18 protein-coding genes are annotated in these 20,858 nt (G+C 72.0%); 5 read left to right on the top strand and 13 right to left on the bottom strand.

The window, feature by feature from the left end; all coding sequences use genetic code 11:
* Nucleotides 1-14: 14 nt before the first annotated feature.
* From pstB to pstS, 4 genes are all read right to left on the bottom strand, one after another.
* Nucleotides 15-794, bottom strand: coding sequence for a phosphate ABC transporter ATP-binding protein PstB (pstB, locus tag OVA32_RS01075; protein WP_044658634.1), 780 nt, complete (start codon nt 792-794; stop codon nt 15-17).
* A gap of 87 nt (nt 795-881) precedes the next feature.
* Nucleotides 882-2,063, bottom strand: coding sequence for a phosphate ABC transporter permease PstA (pstA, locus tag OVA32_RS01080; protein WP_036384203.1), 1,182 nt, complete (start codon nt 2,061-2,063; stop codon nt 882-884).
* A 1-nt stretch (nt 2,064) separates the two neighbouring features.
* Entirely contained in the window at nt 2,065-3,021 is a 957-nt protein-coding gene (gene pstC, locus OVA32_RS01085) for a phosphate ABC transporter permease subunit PstC (protein WP_044658633.1), read from the bottom strand.
* Between the two features lie 134 nt (nt 3,022-3,155).
* The gene (pstS, locus tag OVA32_RS01090; protein WP_020624566.1) at nt 3,156-4,295 is read right to left on the bottom strand and encodes a phosphate ABC transporter substrate-binding protein PstS; all 1,140 of its coding nucleotides are present in this window, start codon (nt 4,293-4,295) and stop codon (nt 3,156-3,158) included.
* Nucleotides 4,296-4,521: 226 nt separating this feature from the next.
* Here pstS and OVA32_RS01095 point away from each other — a divergent pair, with 226 nt between their 5' ends.
* Nucleotides 4,522-5,691 (top strand): FUSC family protein, encoded by a 1,170-nt coding sequence (locus OVA32_RS01095; RefSeq protein WP_250203033.1) that lies wholly within the window; start codon nt 4,522-4,524, stop codon nt 5,689-5,691.
* 89 nt (nt 5,692-5,780) lie between these two features.
* A complete protein-coding gene (gene radA, locus OVA32_RS01100; protein WP_206452209.1) occupies nt 5,781-7,217 on the top strand; it encodes a DNA repair protein RadA in 1,437 nt (478 codons plus the stop codon).
* Between the two features lie 13 nt (nt 7,218-7,230).
* On the opposite strand, the gene OVA32_RS01105 is transcribed toward radA, so the two are convergent.
* Nucleotides 7,231-8,094, bottom strand: coding sequence for a hypothetical protein (locus OVA32_RS01105; RefSeq protein WP_250203032.1), 864 nt, complete (start codon nt 8,092-8,094; stop codon nt 7,231-7,233).
* A gap of 41 nt (nt 8,095-8,135) precedes the next feature.
* Between OVA32_RS01105 and OVA32_RS01110 the strand changes: the two genes are divergently transcribed.
* Nucleotides 8,136-9,068, top strand: coding sequence for an A/G-specific adenine glycosylase (locus tag OVA32_RS01110; RefSeq protein WP_169577770.1), 933 nt, complete (start codon nt 8,136-8,138; stop codon nt 9,066-9,068).
* 37 nt (nt 9,069-9,105) lie between these two features.
* Here OVA32_RS01110 and OVA32_RS01115 read toward each other — a convergent pair whose 3' ends face one another.
* From OVA32_RS01115 to OVA32_RS01145, 7 genes are all read right to left on the bottom strand, one after another.
* Nucleotides 9,106-9,621 (bottom strand): amino-acid N-acetyltransferase, encoded by a 516-nt coding sequence (locus tag OVA32_RS01115; RefSeq protein WP_036314832.1) that lies wholly within the window; start codon nt 9,619-9,621, stop codon nt 9,106-9,108.
* Between the two features lie 96 nt (nt 9,622-9,717).
* On the bottom strand, nt 9,718-9,900 hold the full coding sequence (locus tag OVA32_RS01120) for an Rv0909 family putative TA system antitoxin (RefSeq protein ID WP_036339128.1): 183 nt from the start codon (nt 9,898-9,900) through the stop codon (nt 9,718-9,720).
* 327 nt (nt 9,901-10,227) lie between these two features.
* On the bottom strand, nt 10,228-12,783 hold the full coding sequence (locus OVA32_RS01125; protein WP_267714766.1) for an ATP-dependent Clp protease ATP-binding subunit: 2,556 nt from the start codon (nt 12,781-12,783) through the stop codon (nt 10,228-10,230).
* A gap of 156 nt (nt 12,784-12,939) precedes the next feature.
* On the bottom strand, nt 12,940-13,323 hold the full coding sequence (locus OVA32_RS01130) for a histone-like nucleoid-structuring protein Lsr2 (protein ID WP_370446019.1): 384 nt from the start codon (nt 13,321-13,323) through the stop codon (nt 12,940-12,942).
* Nucleotides 13,324-13,406: 83 nt separating this feature from the next.
* Complete coding sequence (locus OVA32_RS01135) at nt 13,407-13,646, bottom strand: hypothetical protein (RefSeq protein ID WP_041104642.1); 240 nt, start codon at nt 13,644-13,646, stop codon at nt 13,407-13,409.
* 1 nt (nt 13,647) lies between these two features.
* Entirely contained in the window at nt 13,648-15,162 is a 1,515-nt protein-coding gene (lysS, locus tag OVA32_RS01140) for a lysine--tRNA ligase (protein ID WP_036384191.1), read from the bottom strand.
* A 32-nt stretch (nt 15,163-15,194) separates the two neighbouring features.
* Nucleotides 15,195-16,184, bottom strand: coding sequence for a 2-hydroxyacid dehydrogenase (locus OVA32_RS01145; protein ID WP_069941093.1), 990 nt, complete (start codon nt 16,182-16,184; stop codon nt 15,195-15,197).
* 167 nt (nt 16,185-16,351) lie between these two features.
* Between OVA32_RS01145 and OVA32_RS01150 the strand changes: the two genes are divergently transcribed.
* The gene (locus tag OVA32_RS01150; RefSeq protein WP_069941094.1) at nt 16,352-18,220 is read left to right on the top strand and encodes an MDR family MFS transporter; all 1,869 of its coding nucleotides are present in this window, start codon (nt 16,352-16,354) and stop codon (nt 18,218-18,220) included.
* Entirely contained in the window at nt 18,213-18,722 is a 510-nt protein-coding gene (locus OVA32_RS01155) for a MarR family winged helix-turn-helix transcriptional regulator (protein ID WP_036380863.1), read from the top strand. Before OVA32_RS01150 ends, OVA32_RS01155 begins: the two co-directional genes overlap by 8 nt.
* A gap of 40 nt (nt 18,723-18,762) precedes the next feature.
* On the opposite strand, the gene OVA32_RS01160 is transcribed toward OVA32_RS01155, so the two are convergent.
* Nucleotides 18,763-20,814 (bottom strand): M13 family metallopeptidase, encoded by a 2,052-nt coding sequence (locus tag OVA32_RS01160; protein ID WP_144879682.1) that lies wholly within the window; start codon nt 20,812-20,814, stop codon nt 18,763-18,765.
* Nucleotides 20,815-20,858: the final 44 nt, after the last annotated feature.

Genomic DNA, 20,858 nt, shown 5'->3' on the forward strand with positions numbered 1-20,858 from the left:
GAGCGCGGGGCGGCTCAGCCGAAACGGCCGGAGACGTAGTCCTCGGTCTGCTGGCTCGAGGGGTTGTTGAAGATGACGTCGGTGTCGTCGTACTCGATCAGCTTGCCGGGCTTGCCGACGCCCTGGATGTTGAAGAACGCGGTCTTGTCCGCCACGCGCGCGGCCTGCTGCATGTTGTGCGTGACGATGATGACCGTGTACTCCTCCTTGAGCTCGTTGATCAGGTCCTCGACGGCGAGGGTGGAGATCGGGTCGAGCGCGGAGCAGGGCTCGTCCATGAGGATCACGTCGGGCTGCACCGCGATGGAGCGGGCGATGCACAGACGCTGCTGCTGACCGCCGGAGAGGCCGGAGCCGGGCTTGTCGAGGCGGTCCTTGACCTCGTTCCACAGGTTGGCGCCGCGCAGGGACTTCTCCACGAGCTCGTCCGCACGGGACTTGTTCAGGCGGGTGCCGTTGAGCTTGTAGCCGGCCAGCACGTTGTCGCGGATGGACATCGTGGGGAACGGGTTCGGGCGCTGGAAGACCATGCCGATCTGGGAACGGACGCGGACCGGGTCCACACCGGGCCCGTAGATGTCCTCGCCGTCGAGCAGGAGCTGGCCGTCCACGGTGGCGCCGGGGAGCACCTCGTGCATGCGGTTGATGCTGCGCAGGAAGGTGGTCTTGCCGCAGCCGGAGGGGCCGATGAAGGCAGTGACGGAGCGGGGGGCGATGTCGATGTTGACGCCCTCGACGGCCTTGAACTTGCCGTAGAAGACATCGACGTCGACGGCCTGGATGCGCTTGGACATGAGTGGTTCTGTTCCTTCGTGGAAGTCTCTGGGGGGGGTGCGACGGGGTCGGGGCCGGCCGCCCGGGGGATTCCGGGCGGCCGGGCCTCACCGGCCCTTCTTGGGGGCGAACGCCTTGGCGATGAACCGTGCCGCCAGGTTGAGCAGCATGACGATGGTGACGAGCAGCAGGGCGGCTGCCCAGGCGCGGGCGGTCGAGGGGTCCGCCGCCGTAGGCGAGGTCGGGGCGACCAGCTGGCGGTAGATGTACACCGGCAGCGCGGTCATCCAGTTGTCGAACGGGTTCCAGTTGATGCTGGTGGCGAAGCCGGCCGTCACGAGGATCGGCGCGGTCTCGCCCGCCACGCGGGCGATGGCCAGGGTGACGCCGGAGGCGATGCCGGAGATCGCGGTGGGCAGGACCACCTTGGCGATGGTCTGCCACTTGCGCACGCCGAGGGCGTAGGCGCCCTCGCGCAGCTCGTTGGGCACCACACGGAGCATCTCCTCCGTGGATCGCACGACCACGGGGATCATGAGCACCGAGAGCGCGATCGCGGCCGTGAGACCCATCTGCACGGACTGCAGTGCGGTGGACTTGCTGCCGGTGACCAGGGTCAGGACCCACGTGATCGCGGCGTAGGCGAAGAGGCCGGCCACGATCGAGGGGATGCCGGTCATGACGTCCACGAAGAACACGATGGCGCGGGAGAACCAGCCGCCGCGGCTGTACTCCACCAGGTAGATGGAGGTGAGCATGCCGATCGGCACGGAGATCAGGGTCGCGATGATCGTGATCACGACGGTGCCGATCAGGGCGTGGCCGAAACCGCCCGCGAGCCCGCCGGCGGGCTTGCCGTCCTCCACCCACGCCGAGTCGTCGATGCCGGTGATGCCCTTCATGTCGTACGCCATGATCTGCGGGTTGGCGATCAGGGTCGGCAGACCGGCGGAGAGGACCGACCACAGCACGGAGACCAGCGGCACCAGGGCCACGAGGAACGCCAGCCACACGAGGTTGCGGCACAGGCCGTCTGCGGCGCGGCGCCGGTTCTCCATCACGCGGGTGGCCACGTAGAGCCCCGCGATGTAGAGGATGGCGGCGATGATCACGAAACCGACGACGTTGAAGGCGCCGCTGAGCAGCACGGTCAGGCCGGCGGCGACGACGGCCGCGGCAGCTGCGACGGCCATCCAGGTCCAGCCGGGCTTCTGACCCTCGGTCAGGGAGTGACGCCGCGGCGTCACGCTGTCCTCGGTGGCCCGGGGAGAAGTCGAGACAGTGCTCATGTCAGTTGGCTCCCGAGAATTCCTTGTGCTTGTTCACGATCGCGCGGGCGATCATGTTCACCGCCAGGGTGATGATGAAGAGCATGAGACCGGCAGCGATCAGCTCGTGCAGGCGCATGTTGAACGCCTCGGGGAAGTTGAGCGCGATCTCCGACGGGATCGTCTGGTTCCTGCCGGACTCCACGAGCGACCAGGAGAAGACGCCGCCGGAGAGCACCATGGTGACCGCCATGGTCTCGCCGAGCGCGCGGCCGAGGCCGAGCATGATCGAGGAGACGATGCCGGCCCGGGCGAACGGGAACACGGTCATCTTGATCATCTCCCAGCGCGTGGCGCCGAGGCCGAGCGCGGCCTCCTCGTGGAGCTTCGGGGTCTGGGTGAAGATCTCACGGCAGAGCGCGGTGATGATCGGCAGGACCATCACGGCCAGCACGACGCCCGAGGTCAGCAGGGTGCGGCCCGTGGTGGTGGCCGAGCCGCCGAAGAACGGGATGAAGCCCAGGTTCTCGTTGAGCCAGCCGTAGATCGGCACCATCAGCGGAGCGAGCGTCAGCCAGCCCCACACGCCGTAGACCACGGAGGGGATCGCGGCCAGCAGATCGATCACGAAGCCCACCGACTGCGCGATGCGCGGGGGCGCATAGTGCGAGATGAACAGGGCGACACCGATCGCGACCGGGGTGGCGATGAGCAGAGCGATGATCGACACCATCACGGTGCCGGCCATGAGCGGCCACACGTACTGGAAGAAGGAGTCCGCAGACACGAGCTCCGCGCCCGGCTGCAGGGCAGGCCATGCCTCCGTCAGGAGGAAGACCGCCACGAAGGCGAGCACGAGCAGGATCAGGACGGCGGCCGCAAGGGCCCCGCCGGAGAGGAGCTTGTCTCCGGCGGCTCCGCGGCGGGGGCCGCGCAGGCTGGACGGCTTCGGTGCCGCCTCGTTGGTGGTTGAGGACACAGTGCCTTCCCTCAGATCGACGTGCGTGGTGATGGACGGGCCGCGACGAACGAGAGCCCTGACGCGGCTTCAGCCGCCGGGCCCGTGGGGCCCGGCGGCCGAAGCGGCGGTGGGTCAGCCGACAAGAAGCGACATCAGCCCTTGACCGAGATGGCCTCGATGCGCTCCATGGCCTTCTTGCGGGTGTCCTCGGAGATCGGGGCGTTGCCCGCGGACTCCTCGGCGGTCTTCTGACCGTCCTCGGACACGACGTACTCGGCGAAGGCCTTGACCTGGTCCACGGTCTCCTGCGACTCGTACTGGTTGCAGTAGATGTGGTAGGAGACCAACACGACGGGGTACACGCCGGACTCGTCGGTGGCGCGGTCGAGCTCGATCGAGCCGTCCTCCTTGGCCTCGGACTTCTCGACGGTCGCGGCCGCGGCCTCGGCGGAGTACTTCACATACTCCTCGCCGACCTTCACGGACACGGTGCCCAGCTCGCCCACGGCGGAGGCGTCGGCGTAGGTGATGGCGCCCTCGGTCTGGGAGGCCAGGCCCACGACACCCTTGGTGCCCTGGGCGGACTCGGCGGTGATGTCGGACGGCCAGGTCTCGACCTCGTCATAGGACCAGGCATCGCCGGCGGCCTCGGTGAGGTAGGCGGTGAAGTTCTCGGTGGTGCCCGAGTCGTCGGAACGGTGCACGACGGTGATCGGGGTGTCGGGCAGCTCGACGCCCTCGTTCTGCGCGGCGATGGCCTCGTCGTTCCAGTTCTTGATCTCGCCGGAGAACACCTTGGCGATGGTCTCGGCGTCCATCTTGACCTCATCGACGCCCGGCAGGTTGTAGGCCACGGCGATCGGGGAGATGTAGGCCGGCACGTGGAACGCGCCCTCGTCGCCGCAGTTCTCCTTGGCGGACTCAGCCTCCTCCTCCTTGAGGGCCGCGTCGGAGCCGGCGAAGGAGGTGGCGCCGGCGAGGAACTTCTCACGACCGGCACCGGAGCCGTCCGGGGAGTACTGCACGGTCAGGTTCGGAGCGATCTCGGTGACACCCTGGGTCCAGGCGGTCATGGCCGCCTCCTGCGAGGAGGCGCCGGCGCCGACCAGGTTGCCCTGGACCTCGGAGGTGGTGCCCTGCTCGCCGCCGGCGGAGCCGGAGGCATGCTCGCCGCCGGCGGAGCCGGAGGCATCGGAGCCGCCGTTGCCGCTGTCCGCGGAGGAGCAGGCGGTCAGGGCGATGGCGGCCACGGACAGGAGGGCGGCGGAGCGGCCGAAGCGGTGAGCCTTCACGAAGAGCCTCTTTCAATCGGATGACGACGGTGAGGGCAGAGCGTCCGGCTGGCCCGGTTCTGCACCGCACCCGACCGTACGGTCCAGAGGTGAATCGAGTGCTCGGCCGGGGTGAACAGATGGTGAACGGGAGCGGCATTCGCAGGAATGATCTGTGCCGTGGGCCACAATGCTTGGTTGAGCCTCGCACGGCGGGGGCACCGCGGCGTCGGACTAGGCTGGCCGCATGACGGACCGCTTCGCCACCGCCACGGGAACGGTGCCGATGGTCGACCCCCAGACCCGCGGGGAGCGCCTCGGCCGCTTCCTGCGTCGGCGCGCCCGTGCGGGTTGGTCCCGCGTCCGCTCCTCCGTGGGCCAGGCCGCCCTCGTCGCGGTCTGCGCGGTGGGCGCCTACTGGTTCGCGGAGGCCGTCCTGGGCCACCAGCAGCCCCTGTTCGCCTCCACCGCCCTGCTGATCGCCCTCGGCTTCCAACGGGAGCCGAAGCTGCGCAAGGTGGCCGAGGTCGCCGTCGGCTGCACCGTCGGCATCCTGATCGGGGACCTGCTCATGGTCGGGCTCGGCCGCGGCCTGTGGCAGGCCTCGGTGGTCCTGTTCGTGTCCGTGATGGTGGCCCGGTTCCTGGACTCCGGCGCCACATTCACGATGCAGATGTCCCTCCAGTCCGTCCTCGTGGTCCTCCTGCCCACCGGCACGGGAGGGCCGTTCGTCCGCAGCCAGGACGCGATCGTGGGCGGCGTCCTGGCCCTGCTCGTCACGTTCCTCTCGCCCCAGGACGTGCGCCGTCCCGCGGTGCGTCAGCTGGGTGGGCTCTACGACTCGATCGCCACGGTGCTGCGCGACCTCTCCCGGGCCCTGCGGGAGAACGACTCCCGCACCGCCTGGATGGCGCTCGTGGCCAGCCGCGGCACGCACACCACGCTGGAGGCGCTGCGCAAGGAGCTGCGCGTCACGCATGAGCAGACCGTGTTCAACCCGCTGCACCGCTCCTCGCGCTCCTTCGTGGAGGACGCGGTGAACGCCGCGGACCGCTCGGACCTGGCGGTGCGCTCCCTTCGGATCGTGGCCCGGCGGGTGGTCTCGGCCCTGGACGAGGGCGTGCTCGACGACGACGTCCGCGAGCGCCTGGCCGCCTGGTTCGACGACGCCGCGGACGCCGTCGAGATCCTGCACCGCTCCCTCGTGGAGCCGCAGGCCGAGGGCCGCCATCGCTCGCTGTCCGTGGCGCGGGACGCCCTGGGGGCGTCCGCGTCCGCGCTGGACCCGCACCAGCTGGGCGGCGGGTCCGTGCACGGCGAGGCGCTCGTGATGCTGCTGCGGCCCATGATGGTGGACCTCATCGAGGCCACGGGCGCCGAGCACGACGAGGCGCGCGGCTACCTGCCCCGCGTCTGAGCCCGACGGCGGCGCACGGCCCCGGCGGCCGACGTCGGACCGCGCGCGGTGCCGGCTAACGCGTCCGCCTCGGCTCCTAGAGTGGGCGCATGGCCACCAAGACCGCCCCGAAGCGTGCCCCCGGATACCGCTGCACCGAGTGCGGCTGGACCACCGTGAAGTGGGTCGGCCGCTGCGGGGAGTGCCAGTCGTGGGGCACGGTCGAGGAGATCGGGCTGACGTCGACCACCGGTCGCACGCGCGCGGCCACGGTCGCGGAGGTCGCGCCGCGCATCGCGGACGTGGACGCCACGCTGGCCTCGTTCCGCTCCACGGGGGTGCGTGAGCTGGACCGCGTGCTCGGCGGCGGCCTCGTGCCGGGCGCGGTGATCCTGCTGGCCGGCGAGCCGGGCATCGGCAAGTCCACGCTGCTGTTGGACGTGGCCGCCCAGACGGCGCGCGGCGCGGGCGGCGGCGGTCCGCGCTCGGTGCTGTACCTGACGGGCGAGGAGTCGGCGGCGCAGGTGCGCTCCCGCGCAGACCGGATCGGGGCGATCGCGGACACCCTGCGTCTGACGGCGGAGACGGACCTGGGCCGGGCACTGGGGCAGATCGAGCGGACGGACCCGGAGCTGGTGATCGTGGACTCCGTGCAGACCCTGCAGTCCACCGAGGTGGACGGGATCGCCGGGGGCGTCAGCCAGGTGCGCGAGGTGGCGGCCAGCCTCATCCGCACGGCCAAGGAGAAGGGGATCACCACGGTCCTGGTGGGCCACGTGACGAAGGACGGGACCATCGCCGGCCCGCGGCTGCTCGAGCACCTCGTGGACGTGGTCTGCCAGTTCGAGGGGGACCGCCACTCACGGCTGCGCCTGGTGCGTGCGGTGAAGAACCGCTTCGGGCCCACGGACGAGGTCGGCTGCTTCGACCTGCGGGAGGACGGCATCGAGTCCCTGGACGACCCCTCCGGTCTGTTCCTCTCGGGCGTCTCGGAGCCGGTCGAGGGCACGTGCGTGACGGTGACGCTCGAGGGCCGGCGCCCGCTCGTGGCCGAGGTGCAGTCCCTGCTCACCCCGTCCGCCGGCGGCAGCCCGCGCCGCACCGTCTCCGGCGTGGACGCGGCGCGCGTGAACATGCTCCTGGCCGTGCTCCAGCGCCGGGCCCGTTTCGCCCTCGCCCAGGACGACTGCTACGTGGCCACCGTGGGCGGCGTGCGACTCTCGGAGCCCGCCTCGGACCTGGCCGTGGCCGTCGCCGTGGCCTCGGCGAAGCTCTCGGCCCCCGTCCCGCAGGGGATGATCGCGGTCGGCGAGCTCGGGCTTGCCGGGGAGGTGCGCCCCGTGCCCGGCATCGGGCGACGGGTGCGTGAGGCTGCGCGGCTGGGCTTCACCCGCGCGCTGGTCCCCCGCTCCCCCGAGCCGCTCGGGGAGGTCCCGGCGGGCTTCACGGTGGCGGAGGTCGGCTCGATCGGCGAGGCCCTCGCCACGATCCCCACGTGGACCGGCGGCGGCCCGGCCGCGCGTCCGGAGGTCGGCCCCGGCCGCTGACGACGCGCCCGGCTCAGCGGGACGGCGACGGCGACGGGTCGGTGGTCGTGGCCGGTGCCGCGGACGGCGAAGCCGACGCCGATGCTGAGGCGGACGCCGAGGCTGAGGCCGACGCCGGAGCTGAGGCGGACGCCGACGGGGAGGCGCTGCCGCTCGAGGAGGGGGTGGCCGAGGAGGGGGTGGCCGAGGAGCCGCCGTCCTGGGCCCCCGGGGCGAGCTCCTCGAGGATCTTCAGCGCGACGGGGCGGGAGGTGACGTCGCCGAGGCTGACCGTCAGCAGATGGGGTCCGGGCTCCGCGAGAGCGCCGAGTCGGCCGCAGTCCTGGCTCGAGGCGCGGCCGGACCAGCGGTACACGGCGGTGAGCTCCTCGTGCGGGTACAGCACCCGCGGGGCCTCCGCGGGGTCCGCCTGGCAGATGCGGGTGGAGAAGACGTCGTCGCCCTCGGCCGTGCGGATCGTGAACTCCTGCCGGGCCGTGCCCACATCCGTACGGCACGGGGTCGAGGAGAGGTTCGTGATGCCCAGGCGCAGCTCGGCCTCCTCGCCCCGCTGGTACTCGGACCGGTCCGCGGAGGCGGCGATCCGCAGGTCCGAGGGCTGGCACTCGGCCGCGTCCTCGAGGGCCACGGTGGGCGAGGCGGAGCCGGACTCGGCGTCCGTCGCCGGGGCGGGCGACGGGGAGTGCACCGGCGTCGGGGCGGCGGAGGGGTCGGCGTCCTCGGAGGAGAAGGCGTCGATCCCGGCGCGGACGAGCGACACGACGGCCCACCCCACCAGGAGCAGGAGCACGAGGGCGAGCAGGGCGGCCACGAGCCGCCGGCGGCGGTAGACGGCGGGGGACGGCTTCGACCCGGGGGAAGTCGGACGAGACGGCATGCGATCCAGGGTAGGCGGCGGCGCACCCTACAGTGGACGCCATGCCCGCGCCCGCCCCCCTCGTCCCGCCCACGGTGGACGTGCCGCGCCTGCACGACGCGGTGCTGGGCTGGTTCGCCGTCCACGCCCGGGACCTTCCCTGGCGCAGCCCGGACTGCTCCCCGTGGGGCGTGCTCGTCTCGGAGATCATGCTCCAGCAGACACCGGTCGTGAGGGTGCTGCCCCGCTGGCGGGAGTGGCTGGAGCGCTGGCCCACCCCCGCGGACCTGGCCGTCGCCCCCACCGCAGACGTGCTCACGGCCTGGGACCGGCTCGGCTACCCGCGCCGGGCCCTGCGCCTCCAGGAGGCCGCCCGGGCCGTCGTCGAGCGCCACGACGGCCGGGTGCCGGCCGACCCCGCCGCCCTGCGCGCCCTGCCCGGCATCGGCGAGTACACGGCCGCGGCGGTCGCGAGCTTCGCGTTCGGCATCCCCGAGACCGTCGTGGACACCAACGTGCGCCGGGTGATCGCGCGCGCGGTCGCGGGTGAGGCCCTGCCCGGCAGGTCGCTGACCCGCGCCGAGATGCGCCGCGCCCAGGACCTGATGCCCGAGGACCCTGCCCGCGCCAACGCGTGGAACGCGGCCGTCATGGAGCTCGGGGCCCTCGTCTGCACGGCCCGCTCCCCCGCCTGCGACCGCTGCCCCCTGGCGGAGACGTGCGCGTGGGTCGCGGCGGGCTCCCCGCCGCCGGCGGAGGTGTCGCGCGGCCAGGCCTGGGCCGGCACGGACCGTCAGGTGCGCGGGGCCGTGATGGCCGCCGTCCGCGAGCACGGGCGCGTGGCCGAGGCGGAGGTGCCCGCCGTCGTCGTGACCGGGGGGCGGCTCGGGTCGCACCGCCCCGACGACGCGCAGTGGGCGCGCTGCGTGGCTGGGCTCGTGTCGGACGGGCTGCTGGCCCGGGACGACGACGGCGGCCTCACCTTCCCGGCCTGACCTCGCCGGGGTACGGGGCGGCCCGCGGTGCGGCGGCTCAGAGGCGGCGGATCATCCGCGTGTTGCCGAGCGTGTTCGGCTTGACCCGGGCGAGGTCCAGGAACTCGGCGACGCCCTCGTCCGTGGAGCGCAGCAGTTCCGCATAGACCTCCGGGTCCACGGCGGACTGGTCCGCCATCACCTCGAAACCGTGCCGGCGGAAGAACTCGACCTCGAAGGTCAGGCAGAAGACCCGCTCGACGCCCACGGCCCGCGCACGGTCCAGCAGCTCCTCGATGAGCAGGTGCCCGACGCCGGCCCCCCGGTGGGCCTCCGAGACGGCGAGGGTGCGGACCTCGGCGATGTCCTGCCACATCACGTGGAGGGCGCCGAAGCCGGCCAGGGTCCCGTCCGCCTCCTCGGCGACCACGAACTCCTGGATGGCCTCGTAGTAGGCCACAGCCTCCTTCTGGAGCAGCACGCGCTCCCGCGCCAGTGGCTCCACGAGCGCCTGGATGACCGGGACGTCCTGGGTCCGCGCCGAGCGGAGGGTGAGGGGGCGGTCGGCAGGCATGGGGTCCAGTCTAGGCACGGACATCCCGACCCCGGAGAGACGGGAGCCCCCGTCCCGGCGGACCGGGCGGGGGCTCCCGCGGCGTCGACGGCAGGCTCAGGCCTGCTGCTCGCCCTCGTCCCCGGACAGGAACTTCTCCTGCGCGCCGTCGACACCCTTGTTCACGGTGTCGGCGTGCTCGCCGAGCTTGTCACCGTGCTGCTCCTGAGCGTTGTCCACGGCCTCGTCGATCTTGTCCGAGTGCTGGTTTGCGAGGTTGTTCAGGTCACCGATACCCATGGGCGGCCTCCTTCTTCTCGGGGCTGCTCCGCGGCCGTCCCGGCGAGCGCCGGGTCGAAGCGGAGACAGGACCACCGTCGAGCGGTCACAGACCACAGTGGCACCGATCCCGCCGCGAGGGAACCCCTCTCGTGCCTCCGGAGAGGCGGGCCGGTTCAGCGGTCCTTCGCGAGGCCGTCCTTGATGCCGGCGGCGGTGTCGCGGACCTCGGCCCCGGCGTCCCCGCGGGGGCACGACGACGGCCCGCCGCCTCCTCCCCGAGGGGGAGGGGCGACGGGCCGTGGCCACCGGACGCGCGGTCCGGCGTCGTGGGTCAGACCCCGCAGGTCACGCGGAGCGGTCGGCGTCCACCGGATCGCCGGCACCGGACTCGAGCTCGGCCAGGTCCGCACCCTCCAGGGCCTCCCGGCCGCCGGAGAACGCGAACGTCAGCTCGGCGCCCTCCCCCTCGCCCGTGGCGTCCACGGTGATGAGGGAGCCGGCCGGGATCTCGCCGAAGAGGATCTTCTCCGAGAGCTGGTCCTCCACCATCTGCTGGATGGTGCGGCGCAGCGGGCGGGCGCCCATGGCCGGATCGTAGCCGCGGTCCGCGAGCAGATCCTTGGCGGACTGGGTGAGCTCGATGGACAGGTCCTGCTCCGCCAGGCGCTTGCCGAGGCGGGAGACGAACAGGTCCACGATCTCCACGATCTCGTGCTTCTGCAGCTGCGGGAACACGATCACGTCGTCCACACGGTTGAGGAACTCGGGGCGGAAGTGCTGGCGCAGCTCCTCCTTGACCTTGCCCTTCATCCGCTCGTACCCGGTGGTGGTGTCCGTGGCCGACTGGAAGCCGGTCATGACGCCCTTGGAGATGTCCCGGGTGCCGAGGTTCGTGGTCATGATGATCACGGTGTTCTTGAAGTCCACCACACGGCCCTGCGAGTCGGTCAGGCGACCGTCCTCGAGGATCTGCAGCAGGGAGTTGAACAGGTCCTGATGGGCCTTCTCCACCTCGTCGAACAGCACCACGGAGAACGGACGGCGGCGGACCTTCTCGGTGAGCTGGCCGCCCTCCTCGTAGCCCACGTAGCCGGGAGGGGCGCCGAACAGACGCGAGACGGTGTGCTTCTCCTGGAACTCGGACATGTCCAGCGTGATGAGCGCGTCCTCGTCCCCGAAGAGGAACTCCGCGAGGGACTTGGCCAGCTCCGTCTTGCCGACGCCGGTGGGGCCGGCGAAGATGAACGACCCCGAGGGGCGGTTCGGGTCCTTCAGGCCCGCGCGGGTGCGGCGGATGGCGCGGGACAGGGACTTGATGGCCTCGTCCTGGCCGATCACGCGGCGGTGGAGCTCGTCCTCCATGTTGCGCAGGCGGTCCGTCTCCTCCTCGGTGAGCTTGAACACCGGGATGCCGGTGGACTTGGAGAGCACCTCGGCGATGAGGTCCTCGTCCACCGTGGCGACGTCGGCGTCCGCGCCGGTGCGCCACGCCTGCTCCTTCTCGCGGCGCTCGTCCCCGAGCTGCTGCTCCTGGTCCCGCAGGCGGGCGGCGCCCTCGAAGTCCTGGCCGTCGATGGCGGCCTCCTTCTGGGTGCGCACCTCCGCGATCCGGGACTCGTAGGCCTTGATCTCCGGCGGCACGGTCATGCGACGGATGCGCAGACGCGCGCCGGCCTCGTCGATCAGGTCGATGGCCTTGTCCGGCAGGTGCCGGTCGGAGACGTAGCGGTCCGCCAGGCCGGCGGCGGCCTTGAGCGCGCCGTCGGTGATGGAGACCTTGTGGTGCGCCTCGTAGCGGTCCCGCAGGCCGCGCAGGATCTCCGTGGCGTCCTCGACGGACGGCTCGGCGACCTGGATCGGCTGGAAGCGGCGCTCGAGCGCGGCGTCCTTCTCGATGTGCTTGCGGTACTCGTCCAGCGTGGTGGCGCCGATGGTCTGCAGCTCACCGCGGGCCAGCATCGGCTTGAGGATGCTGGCGGCGTCGATCGCGCCCTCGGCCGCACCCGCCCCGACGAGGGTGTGGATCTCGTCGATGAACAGGATGATGTCCCCGCGCGTGCGGATCTCCTTGAGCACCTTCTTCAGGCGCTCCTCGAAGTCGCCGCGGTAGCGGGAGCCGGCCACGAGGGAGCCGAGGTCCAGCGAGTAGAGCTGCTTGTCCCTGAGCGTCTCCGGGACGTCGCCGCGGTCGATCGCCTGGGCCAGGCCCTCGACGACGGCGGTCTTGCCGACGCCGGGCTCGCCGATGAGCACGGGGTTGTTCTTGGTGCGGCGGGAGAGCACCTGCATGACGCGCTCCATCTCACCCGCACGCCCGATGACGGGATCCAGCTTGCCGTCGTGCGCGGCCGCGGTGAGGTTGCGTCCGAACTGGTCCAGCACCACGGAGCCGGCGTTCTGGCCGGCCTCGCCGCCCTGGCCCACCCCGGCACCCGCGGTCTCCTTGCCACCCTGGGCGCCGCCCTGGTAGCCGGAGAGCAGCTGGATGACCGTCTGACGGACGCGGTTCAGGTCCGCGCCGAGCTGCACGAGGACCTGGGCGGCCACGCCCTCGCCCTCGCGGATCAGGCCGAGCAGGATGTGCTCGGTGCCGATGTAGTTGTGGCCGAGCTGCAGCGCCTCGCGCAGGGACAGCTCGAGCACCTTCTTGGCGCGCGGCGTGAAGGGGATGTGGCCGGGCGGGTTCTGCTGACCCTGGCCGATGTCCTCCTGCACCTTCTCTCGCACGGCGCCCAGGGAGATGTCCATGGACTCCAGTGCCTTGGCTGCGACGCCCTCACCCTCGTGGATCAGACCGAGCAGGATGTGCTCGGTGCCGATGTAGCTGTGGTTGAGCATGCGCGCCTCTTCCTGGGCGAGCACGACCACCCGCCGGGCGCGGTCGGTGAATCTCTCGAACATGGGCACACTCCTTGCGTACGGTCGTGGTCGACACTACGCACCCGGACCGCGTGCCGCGCGGCTGTTCGCCAGCGGGAGAAGCGGCCCGGCCGTCCTCGGGAGGGGCCGGAACGAGGCCCGGGGACGCCGATTCCTCGACGCACCCGGGCGGGACGCTCACTTGCGCTTCGCGTTGCGGTAGGCCTCCACCACGTCGCGGTGCAGGCGACCGCGGCTCGAGACCTCGTAGCCGTTCTCGGCCGCCCACTTGCGGATCTGGGCGGCCTCGACCTTGGGCGACGGCGGCGCCACGGCGCGGCCCTTCTTCATGTAGGGCTTCAGGAACTCACGGAGTTCCGCAGCGTGCTCCTTCGACAGGTCGATCTCGTAATTGCGACCGTCCAATGCGAAGTTCACGGTCTCATCTGCAGGCGAACTGTCAAGATCATCCACGAGGACCACTTCTACCTTCTGTGCCAACGGTGATTCCCACTTTCTTCTCTCGTGCGCGTGTCCCTGGGTTCCGGTCTTCGCTCTCGGGGTTCTTTCCCGCGTGCTCACGATTCCGGCCGTGCACTTGTGGTGATTCAAGAATACCGCAACGAAGCCGGGCAGAAGGATTCTTCAACGCCGGGGAAGGAATCTCACCGGGCGCGGTCCTCCGGATCAGCCCCCGGCCCTCCCTCGGCTCGGCGTCGGGCCGCCCACTCACGGGCCTCGGCCTCCTCGCGGGCCGCCCGCGCGTCCGCGCCCGAGAGCCGGCGGGCCTGACTCTCGCGCTCACCCGTGTCCGAACGCAGCAGGGAGCGCATCACCAGCCAGAAGATGAGCCCGAGGCCGATCGAGGGGGCGAGGACGGAGAAGTAGTCCCAGAAGGCGGCCATGTCAGGCCTCCGGCTTGAGCAGCGGGAAGAGGATGGTCTCGCGGATGCCGGCGTCCGTGAACAGCATCACCAGGCGGTCGATGCCCAGGCCGATGCCGCCCATGGGCGGGGCGCCGTACTCGAGGGCGCGCAGGAAGTCCTCGTCCAGCTGCATCGCCTCGTCGTCGCCGGCGGCCGCCATCGCCGACTGGGCGGTCAGGCGCTCGCGCTGGATGACGGGGTCGATCAGCTCGGAGAACGCGGTGCCGCGCTCCATGCCGCCGATGATCAGGTCCCAGGCCTCGATGACCCGGTCGTCCGAGCGGTGCGGGCGCGCGAGCGGCTGGGCGGCCGGCGGGTAGTCGTACACGAACGTGGGGTTCATCAGGGTGGGCTCCACGATCTCGCCGAACAGCTCGATCACGAGCTTCTCCGCGTCCCACGCGGGGTCCACCTTGACCTCGTGCTCCGCGGCGATCGCCCGCAGCGTCTCGGCGTCCGTCTCCGGGGTGATCTCGCGGCCCACGGCCTCGGACAGCCCCGGGTACACGGCGACCCAGGCCCACTCGCCGTCGAGGTCGATGACGCCCTTCGCGGTCTCGAGCCGACGCCCGGCGCCCACCGCGTCCGCGGCGTTGAGGATGATCTCCTGCATGCGCTCGGCCATGACGTGCATGTCCGCCCACGCCTCATAGGACTCGAGGGTGGTGAACTCGGGCGAGTGGGTCGAGTCCACGCCCTCGTTGCGGAACACGCGGCCGATCTCGAACACGCGGTCGATGCCGCCGACGACGGCGCGCTTGAGGTACAGCTCGGTGGCGATGCGCAGGGTCATCGGCTGGTCGAACGCGTTGAGGTGCGTCTCGAAGGGACGTGCGAGGGCGCCGCCGTGGACCAGCTGGAGCATCGGGGTCTCCACCTCCACGTAGCCGTGGCCCTCGAGGGTGCGCCGCACCGCCGAGGTGACCTTGGCCCGGGTGTAGACCATGCGGCGGGCCTCCTCGCGCACGATCAGGTCCGCGTAGCGCTGGCGGACGCGGGTCTCCTCGTTCAGGTCCGCGTGCAGCACGGGCAGGGGGCGCAGCGCCTTGGAGGCCATCTCCCACGCCGAGGCCATGATGGACAGCTCGCCGCGGCGCGAGACGATCACCTCGCCGGTGACGGAGAGGAAGTCGCCCAGGTCCACGACCTTCTTCCACTCGGCCAGGGACTCCTCACCGACGGCGGCCAGGGACACCATGACCTGGAGGCGGACGGCCTCCCCGTCCGCGCCGGACTCCTGCAGGGTGGCGAAGCAGAGCTTGCCGGTGTTGCGGAGGAAGACGACGCGCCCGGTCACCGACACGGTCTCGCCCGAGGTCCAGTCGGGCTCGTGGCCGTCGAACCGCTCACGCACCTCGGCCAGCGCGTGGGTGCGCGGCACCTGCACGGGGTAGGCCTCGCGGCCCGAGGCGAGCAGCTGCTCACGCTTGGCGGCGCGGACGGCCTGCTGATCGTGGTGGTCGACGGCGGCGGAGGCGGAGTTCTGGGTGGTCACGGTCCCCGAGTCTACCGACGGCGCCCCGCCGGTCAGCCGCGCACCTCGGGGTTGACGAGGGCCGGGGCCTCCGCGCCCGTGGCCATGGCGATCGCGTTGCGCGCGGCCAGCTCGGCCATCGCGGCGCGGGTGTCCCGGGTGGCGGAGCCCAGATGCGGCAGGAGCATCACGTTCTCCAGCTCGGCCAGGCCCGGGGCGAGGGCGGGCTCGTCCTCGTAGACGTCCAGACCGGCGCCGAAGAGCCGCCCCTCGCGCAGGGCGGTGACGAGGGCCGCCTCGTCCACCACGGGCCCCCGGGCCGTGTTGACGAGGACGGCGTCGTCCTTCATCTTCGCGATCACGTCCGCATCCACGAGGTGATGGGTGTCGTCCGTCAGGGGCACGTGGAGGGACAGGACGTCCGCGACCTCGACGAGCTCCTCCCAGCGGACCTGACGGACGCGGCCGGCGAGGTCGCCGAGCTCCGCGGCCGCGACCTCCCGGTGCGCGGGCGGCCGCGGCGCGAACACGACCTCCATGCCGAAGGCGAGCGCACGCTCGGCCACCGCCTTGCCGATCCGCCCGAAACCGGCCAGGCCCAGGGTCGCGCCACGCACGTCCCGGCCCACGAGCAGGTCCGGCGCCCAGCCGTGGAAGCGTCCCTCGCGCACCATCCGCTCACCCTCGGGGGCACGGCGGGTCACCCCGAGGATCAGGAGCATCGCGATGTCCGCGGTGGCGTCCGTGAGCACGTCCGGGGTGTTGCCGACGGCGATCCCCCGCCGCGTCGCGGCGGCCACGTCCACGTTGTTGTAGCCGACCGCGTAGTTGGCGATGCCCCTGATCCGCGCGTCGGCGAGCACGTCGGCGGTGAACTTCTGGTCCAGGGCCGCGACGACGACGTCGTAGTCCCCCGAGGCCACCAGCCGCGCGAGCGCGGCGTCCCCTCCGACGTCGGCGCCGTCCACCACCTCTCCGGCCTCGCGCAGCATTCCGAGCCCGGGCTCAGGGAGGCGGGTCATGAGCAGGAAACGGGGGGTCACGGCGGGCCTCACTCTCGGATCGGGGCGGGGAGGACGCGGCGTCGTCCGGCGTGACCAGGCTAACCGCGGACGGCGGGTGCGGCCCGGGCCGACGCCCCTTATGATTGACTCTCGTCAATCATTGACTTATGTCAATCACCGCGCCGCCCCTCCCGCCGAAGGACCCCATGACCCCAACCTCCCCCGCCCCCGAGGCCGTCGCGCCGGCCGGCGCCCCCTCGCTCGAGCGCGCCGCCGCCGACGCCGCGCGCCACCGCTCCGTGCTCCAGGCCCTGACCGGCCTCCTGCTGGGCATGTTCGTCTCGATGATCGCCAACACGGTGGTCTCGACCTCGATGCCGGTGATCATCCACGACATCGGCGGCGACCAGACCGCCTACACCTGGGTCATCACCTCGGCCCTGCTCGCCACGGCCATCGCCACCCCGATCTGGGGCAAGCTGGCCGACCTCGTCAACCGCAAGGTCCTCTTCCAGGTCGCCCTGGCGATCTTCGTCGCCGCCTCCGCGGCGGCCGGGTTCACCCACGATCCGACCTTCCTGATCGTCTGCCGCACCGTGCAGGGCCTGGGCGGCGGCGGCCTCGTCGCGCTCAGCCAGGTGATCATGGCGGACATCATCAGCCCGCGTGAGCGCGGCCGCTACATGGGCCTGTTCGGCGCCGTGATGGCCGTGGCCACGGTGGGCGGCCCGCTCGCCGGCGGCGTGATCACCGACCTGTGGGGCTGGCGCTGGAACTTCTTCGTGGCGGTGCCCTTCGCCGTCGTCGCCCTGGTGATGGTGCAGCGCACCCTCCACCTCCCGCACCGCGAGCGCCAGAAGGTGTCCATCGACTACCTCGGCATCGTGTTCCTGACCGCGGCCACCGCGCTGCTGCTGATCTGGGTCACCAGCGCCGGTCGCGACTTCGACTGGGCCAGCACCACCACCGCGTGGATGCTCGGCGGCGCCGCCGTCGCCACCGTCCTGTTCGTCGTGACCGAGCTGCGCGTCGCCGAGCCGCTCATCCCGCTCACCCTCTTCCGCGACCGCACCTTCACCCTCGCGACGATCGCCTCGATCGCCACGGGCCTGGCCATGTTCGGCTCCTCCGTCTACCTGGCCCAGTACATGCAGCTGGCCCGCGGCGCGACGCCGACCCAGGCCGGCCTCATGACCATCCCGATGATCCTCGGCCTGCTCGTGTCCTCCACGGTGATCGGCGGCCTCATCACCCGCACCGGCGTGTGGAAGCGCTGGCTCGTGATCGGCGCCGTCCTGCTGATCGCCGGCACCGCCCTGCTCGGCACCCTGCACTACGACACCTCCTTCTGGCTGGTGTCCCTCTACATGTTCCTGCTCGGCGCCGGCGTCGGCATGACCATGCAGAACCTCGTGCTCGTGGTGCAGAACACCACCGACCCGCGGCAGATGGGCGTCGCCAGCTCCGGCGTCACCTTCTTCCGCACCCTGGGCGGCAGCATCGGTGTCGCCGTGATGGGCGCCGTGGTCTCCAACGTGGTCCCGGACCGCATCGAGGAGCGCCGCGCGGACCTCGCCGCGGCCCTGCGCAGCCTGGGCCCGGACGCCGCCGAGTGGTCCGAGAGCCTGCAGTCCAGCACCCTGCCACGCGTGGCAGAGATGCCCGACTCGCTGCGGGTGATCTTCGAGGACGTCTACGCGCAGGGCATCGCCCTCGCCTTCCTCGTGGCCGTGCCGCTCGCGATCGTCGCGTTGATCGCGATCCTGTTCCTGCCGAACCTCCCACTGGGCCGCATGACCACCTCCGAGCGCCTCCACGCCACCCGCGCCGACCTGGCCACCCATGCCACGGCCGAGGCCATGCAGACGCTGCCCGCGACCGGCCCGATCCCCGTGGTGACCGCGGCGCAGGGGCAGCATCCGGCCGAGGACCCGGAGGAGTCCCGGTCGGTGTCGGCCGAGCGCCCGGCGACGGCGGTGGCCGACCGGCCCGTCGTCCCCGCGGCGCTGGCCGTGGCAGGGACGGCCCTGCTGGCGGCCGTCGTCACCGCGCTGGTCCGGGCCCGCCGTGGCTGACGGCGCCCCGGACCCGGGCGGAGGCGGCGACGACGCGGGCTTCGAGGCCGCCGTCCAGGGGCTCGAGCAGGCGTTCTCGCGTCTGGTCCTGCAGCACCGCCAGGTGATGGTCCGCTACGCGGCGGCCCTCAGCCCGGCCCTGTCCGTCGGGGCGATGAAGGCGTTCATGATGCTGGCCAACGAGGGGACCATGACGCCCTCGGCCGTGGCCGAGGGCCTGCTGGTGGACCGCGCGCAGGTCTCCCGCATGGTCCGCGACCTCGAGGCCGCCGGGCTGATCACCCGAGAGCCGGACCCGCGGGACCGCCGCTCCGCCCTCCTGAGCGCCAGCCCCGAGGGGCTCGCCCGCCTCGACGCGGTGCGCGGCGGCCCGGCGGGTCGCGGGCTGCGCGACGACCTGGCGCGCTGGGACCGCGAGGACATCCGGACGCTGACGCGCCTGCTGGACCGGCTGGCCGCCGAGCGTCAGACCCGGATGCAGGACCCCGCCGAATCCGAGTGAGCCGCCGGCCGGACCCGCGGGGCCCGGCCGGCGGGCGGGATCACCAGATGGTGACGCGCTCCTCCGGGGCCAGCCACATGGGATCCCCCTCGCGCGTGCCGAACGCCTCGTGGAAGGCGTCGAGGTTCTTGACCACCTGGTTGCAGCGGAACTCGTTGGGCGAGTGCGGGTCCGAGGCGATGCGGGTGACCATGGCCTCCGGTCGCGTGAGCTGACGCCACACGGTGGCCCAGGCGGTGAAGAACTCGCGGTCCCCCGCCGCGGCGTCGAGGGAGGCGCCGTCGCCCTCGTCCCGCCAGATCTCCAAGGCGCGGTGGGCGATGCCCAGGCCGCCGAGGTCGCCGATGTTCTCCCCCAGGGTGAACTCGCCGTTGACGCGGTGGTCCGGGGCCTCGGCCGGGGAGAGCGCGTTGTACTGGGCCACCAGCCGGGAGGTGCGCTCGGTGAACGCCGCGCGGTCCTCCTCGGTCCACCAGTCCTCGAGCCGACCGGCGCCGTCGTACCGCGAGCCCTGGTCGTCGAAGCCGTGGCCGATCACGGCGCCGATCGCCCCCAGGTTCGCGGCCATCGAGGCCTCGGGGTCGAAGAACGGGGGCTGCAAAATGGCGGCCGGGAAGACGATCGCGTTCTCGAGCGGGGAGTAGTACGCGTTCACCGTCTGCGGCGTGATGTGCCACTCCTCCGGGTCCGGCCCGTCCGCGATCTTGCGCAGGTCCCGCTCCCACTCGAGCTCCGAGGAGGAGCGGGCGTTGCCCAGCAGGTCGCCGGCGTGGACCTCGAGGGCGGAGTAGTCCAGCCACTTCGAGGGGTAGCCCACCATGGGGCGGAACATCGCCAGCTTCTCGAGCGCCCGCTGACGGGTCTCCTCGCCCATCCACTCGAGCTCCTCGATGGACCGGCGATAGGCCTCCTGGAGCAGGCCCACGAGCTCGTCCATCGCGGCCACGTGGCCCTGCGGGAAATGGCGGGCCACGTAGAGCTGCGCCACGTCCTCGCCGGCCGCCCCGTTGACGAACGCGACCGCGCGCTTCCAGCGGGGGCGGACCTCCTCGGTGCCGGCCAGGCGGCGGCCGTAGAAGGAGAAGTTCTCCTGCACGAACGCGTCCGGCAGGAAGCCGGCGAAGGAGCGCAGCACCTGCAGGATCAGCCAGTGACGCCAGTCCTCGAGGTCGGCGGCCTCGGGTCCCTCGAGCAGCCCCTGCACACCGGAGAGGAAGTCCGGCTGCCACACCACGACCTCCGCGGCGCGCTCGCCGGCGGCGTCCACGCCCTCGAGCCACGCGTCGGCCAGGGGGAAGAGCTCCGTCAGCCGGTCGTGGGTCATGGGGTTGTAGCGGGCCACGGCGTCCCGGCTGCGGACCAGGTCCCAGTGCAGGGCGGCGATGCGCTTCTCCAGCTCCACCACCCGGACGCCCAGCGCGGCGGCCTCGTCCCGGTCCGCGCCGATCCCGGCCAGCGCCAGCAGACGGCCGGTGTGCTCGGTGTACTGCTCGAGGATCTCGGCGTAGGCCTCGTCCCGGTAGTAGGACTCGTCCGGCAGGCCCAGGCCGCCCTGGAGCAGGTGCAGGAGCATGCGGTCCGGGTTCCCGGCGTCGTTGAGGGCGCCGGTGTTGATGAGGCCGGAGACGCCCTGGCGCTGCAGTCGCCCGGACAGGGCGAGCAGCTCCGCGGGGGTGGACACGGTGGCCACCGCCGCCAGGTCCGAGGCGATCGGCTCGAGGCCGCGGGCCTCCACGGTCTCGTCGTCCATGAACGAGGCGTACAGCGCGGCGATCCGGCGCTTGAGCTCCGGATGCTCCGTGCCCTCCGCGTCCTCCTCGTCCAGCGGGGCGAGCGGGACGTCCCGGTGCGCGCCGGCCGCGGCCGTGGCCTGCACGCGCGCCTGGGCGGGGTCGAAGCCCGTGCCGACCTCGCGCACGGCGTCCTCGCACAGGTGCCGGACGGCGAGCTCGGCCGCGTCCCGCAGCTCGAGGAACGCGCCGTAGGCGCCCTGGTCCGCGGGGATCTCATGGGTGTCCAGCCACCCGGCGTTGACGTGGCGGTACAGGTCCTCGCGCGGCGACGGGACTTCGGGCTCGGCGGTGGCGGTCACGGCGGATCCTCCTGGACGTGGGGGTGGACGGTCTCGCACGGCAC

It is taken from the genome of Micrococcus sp. SL257 (assembly GCF_026625585.1).
GTDB lineage: Bacteria > Actinomycetota > Actinomycetes > Actinomycetales > Micrococcaceae > Micrococcus > Micrococcus luteus.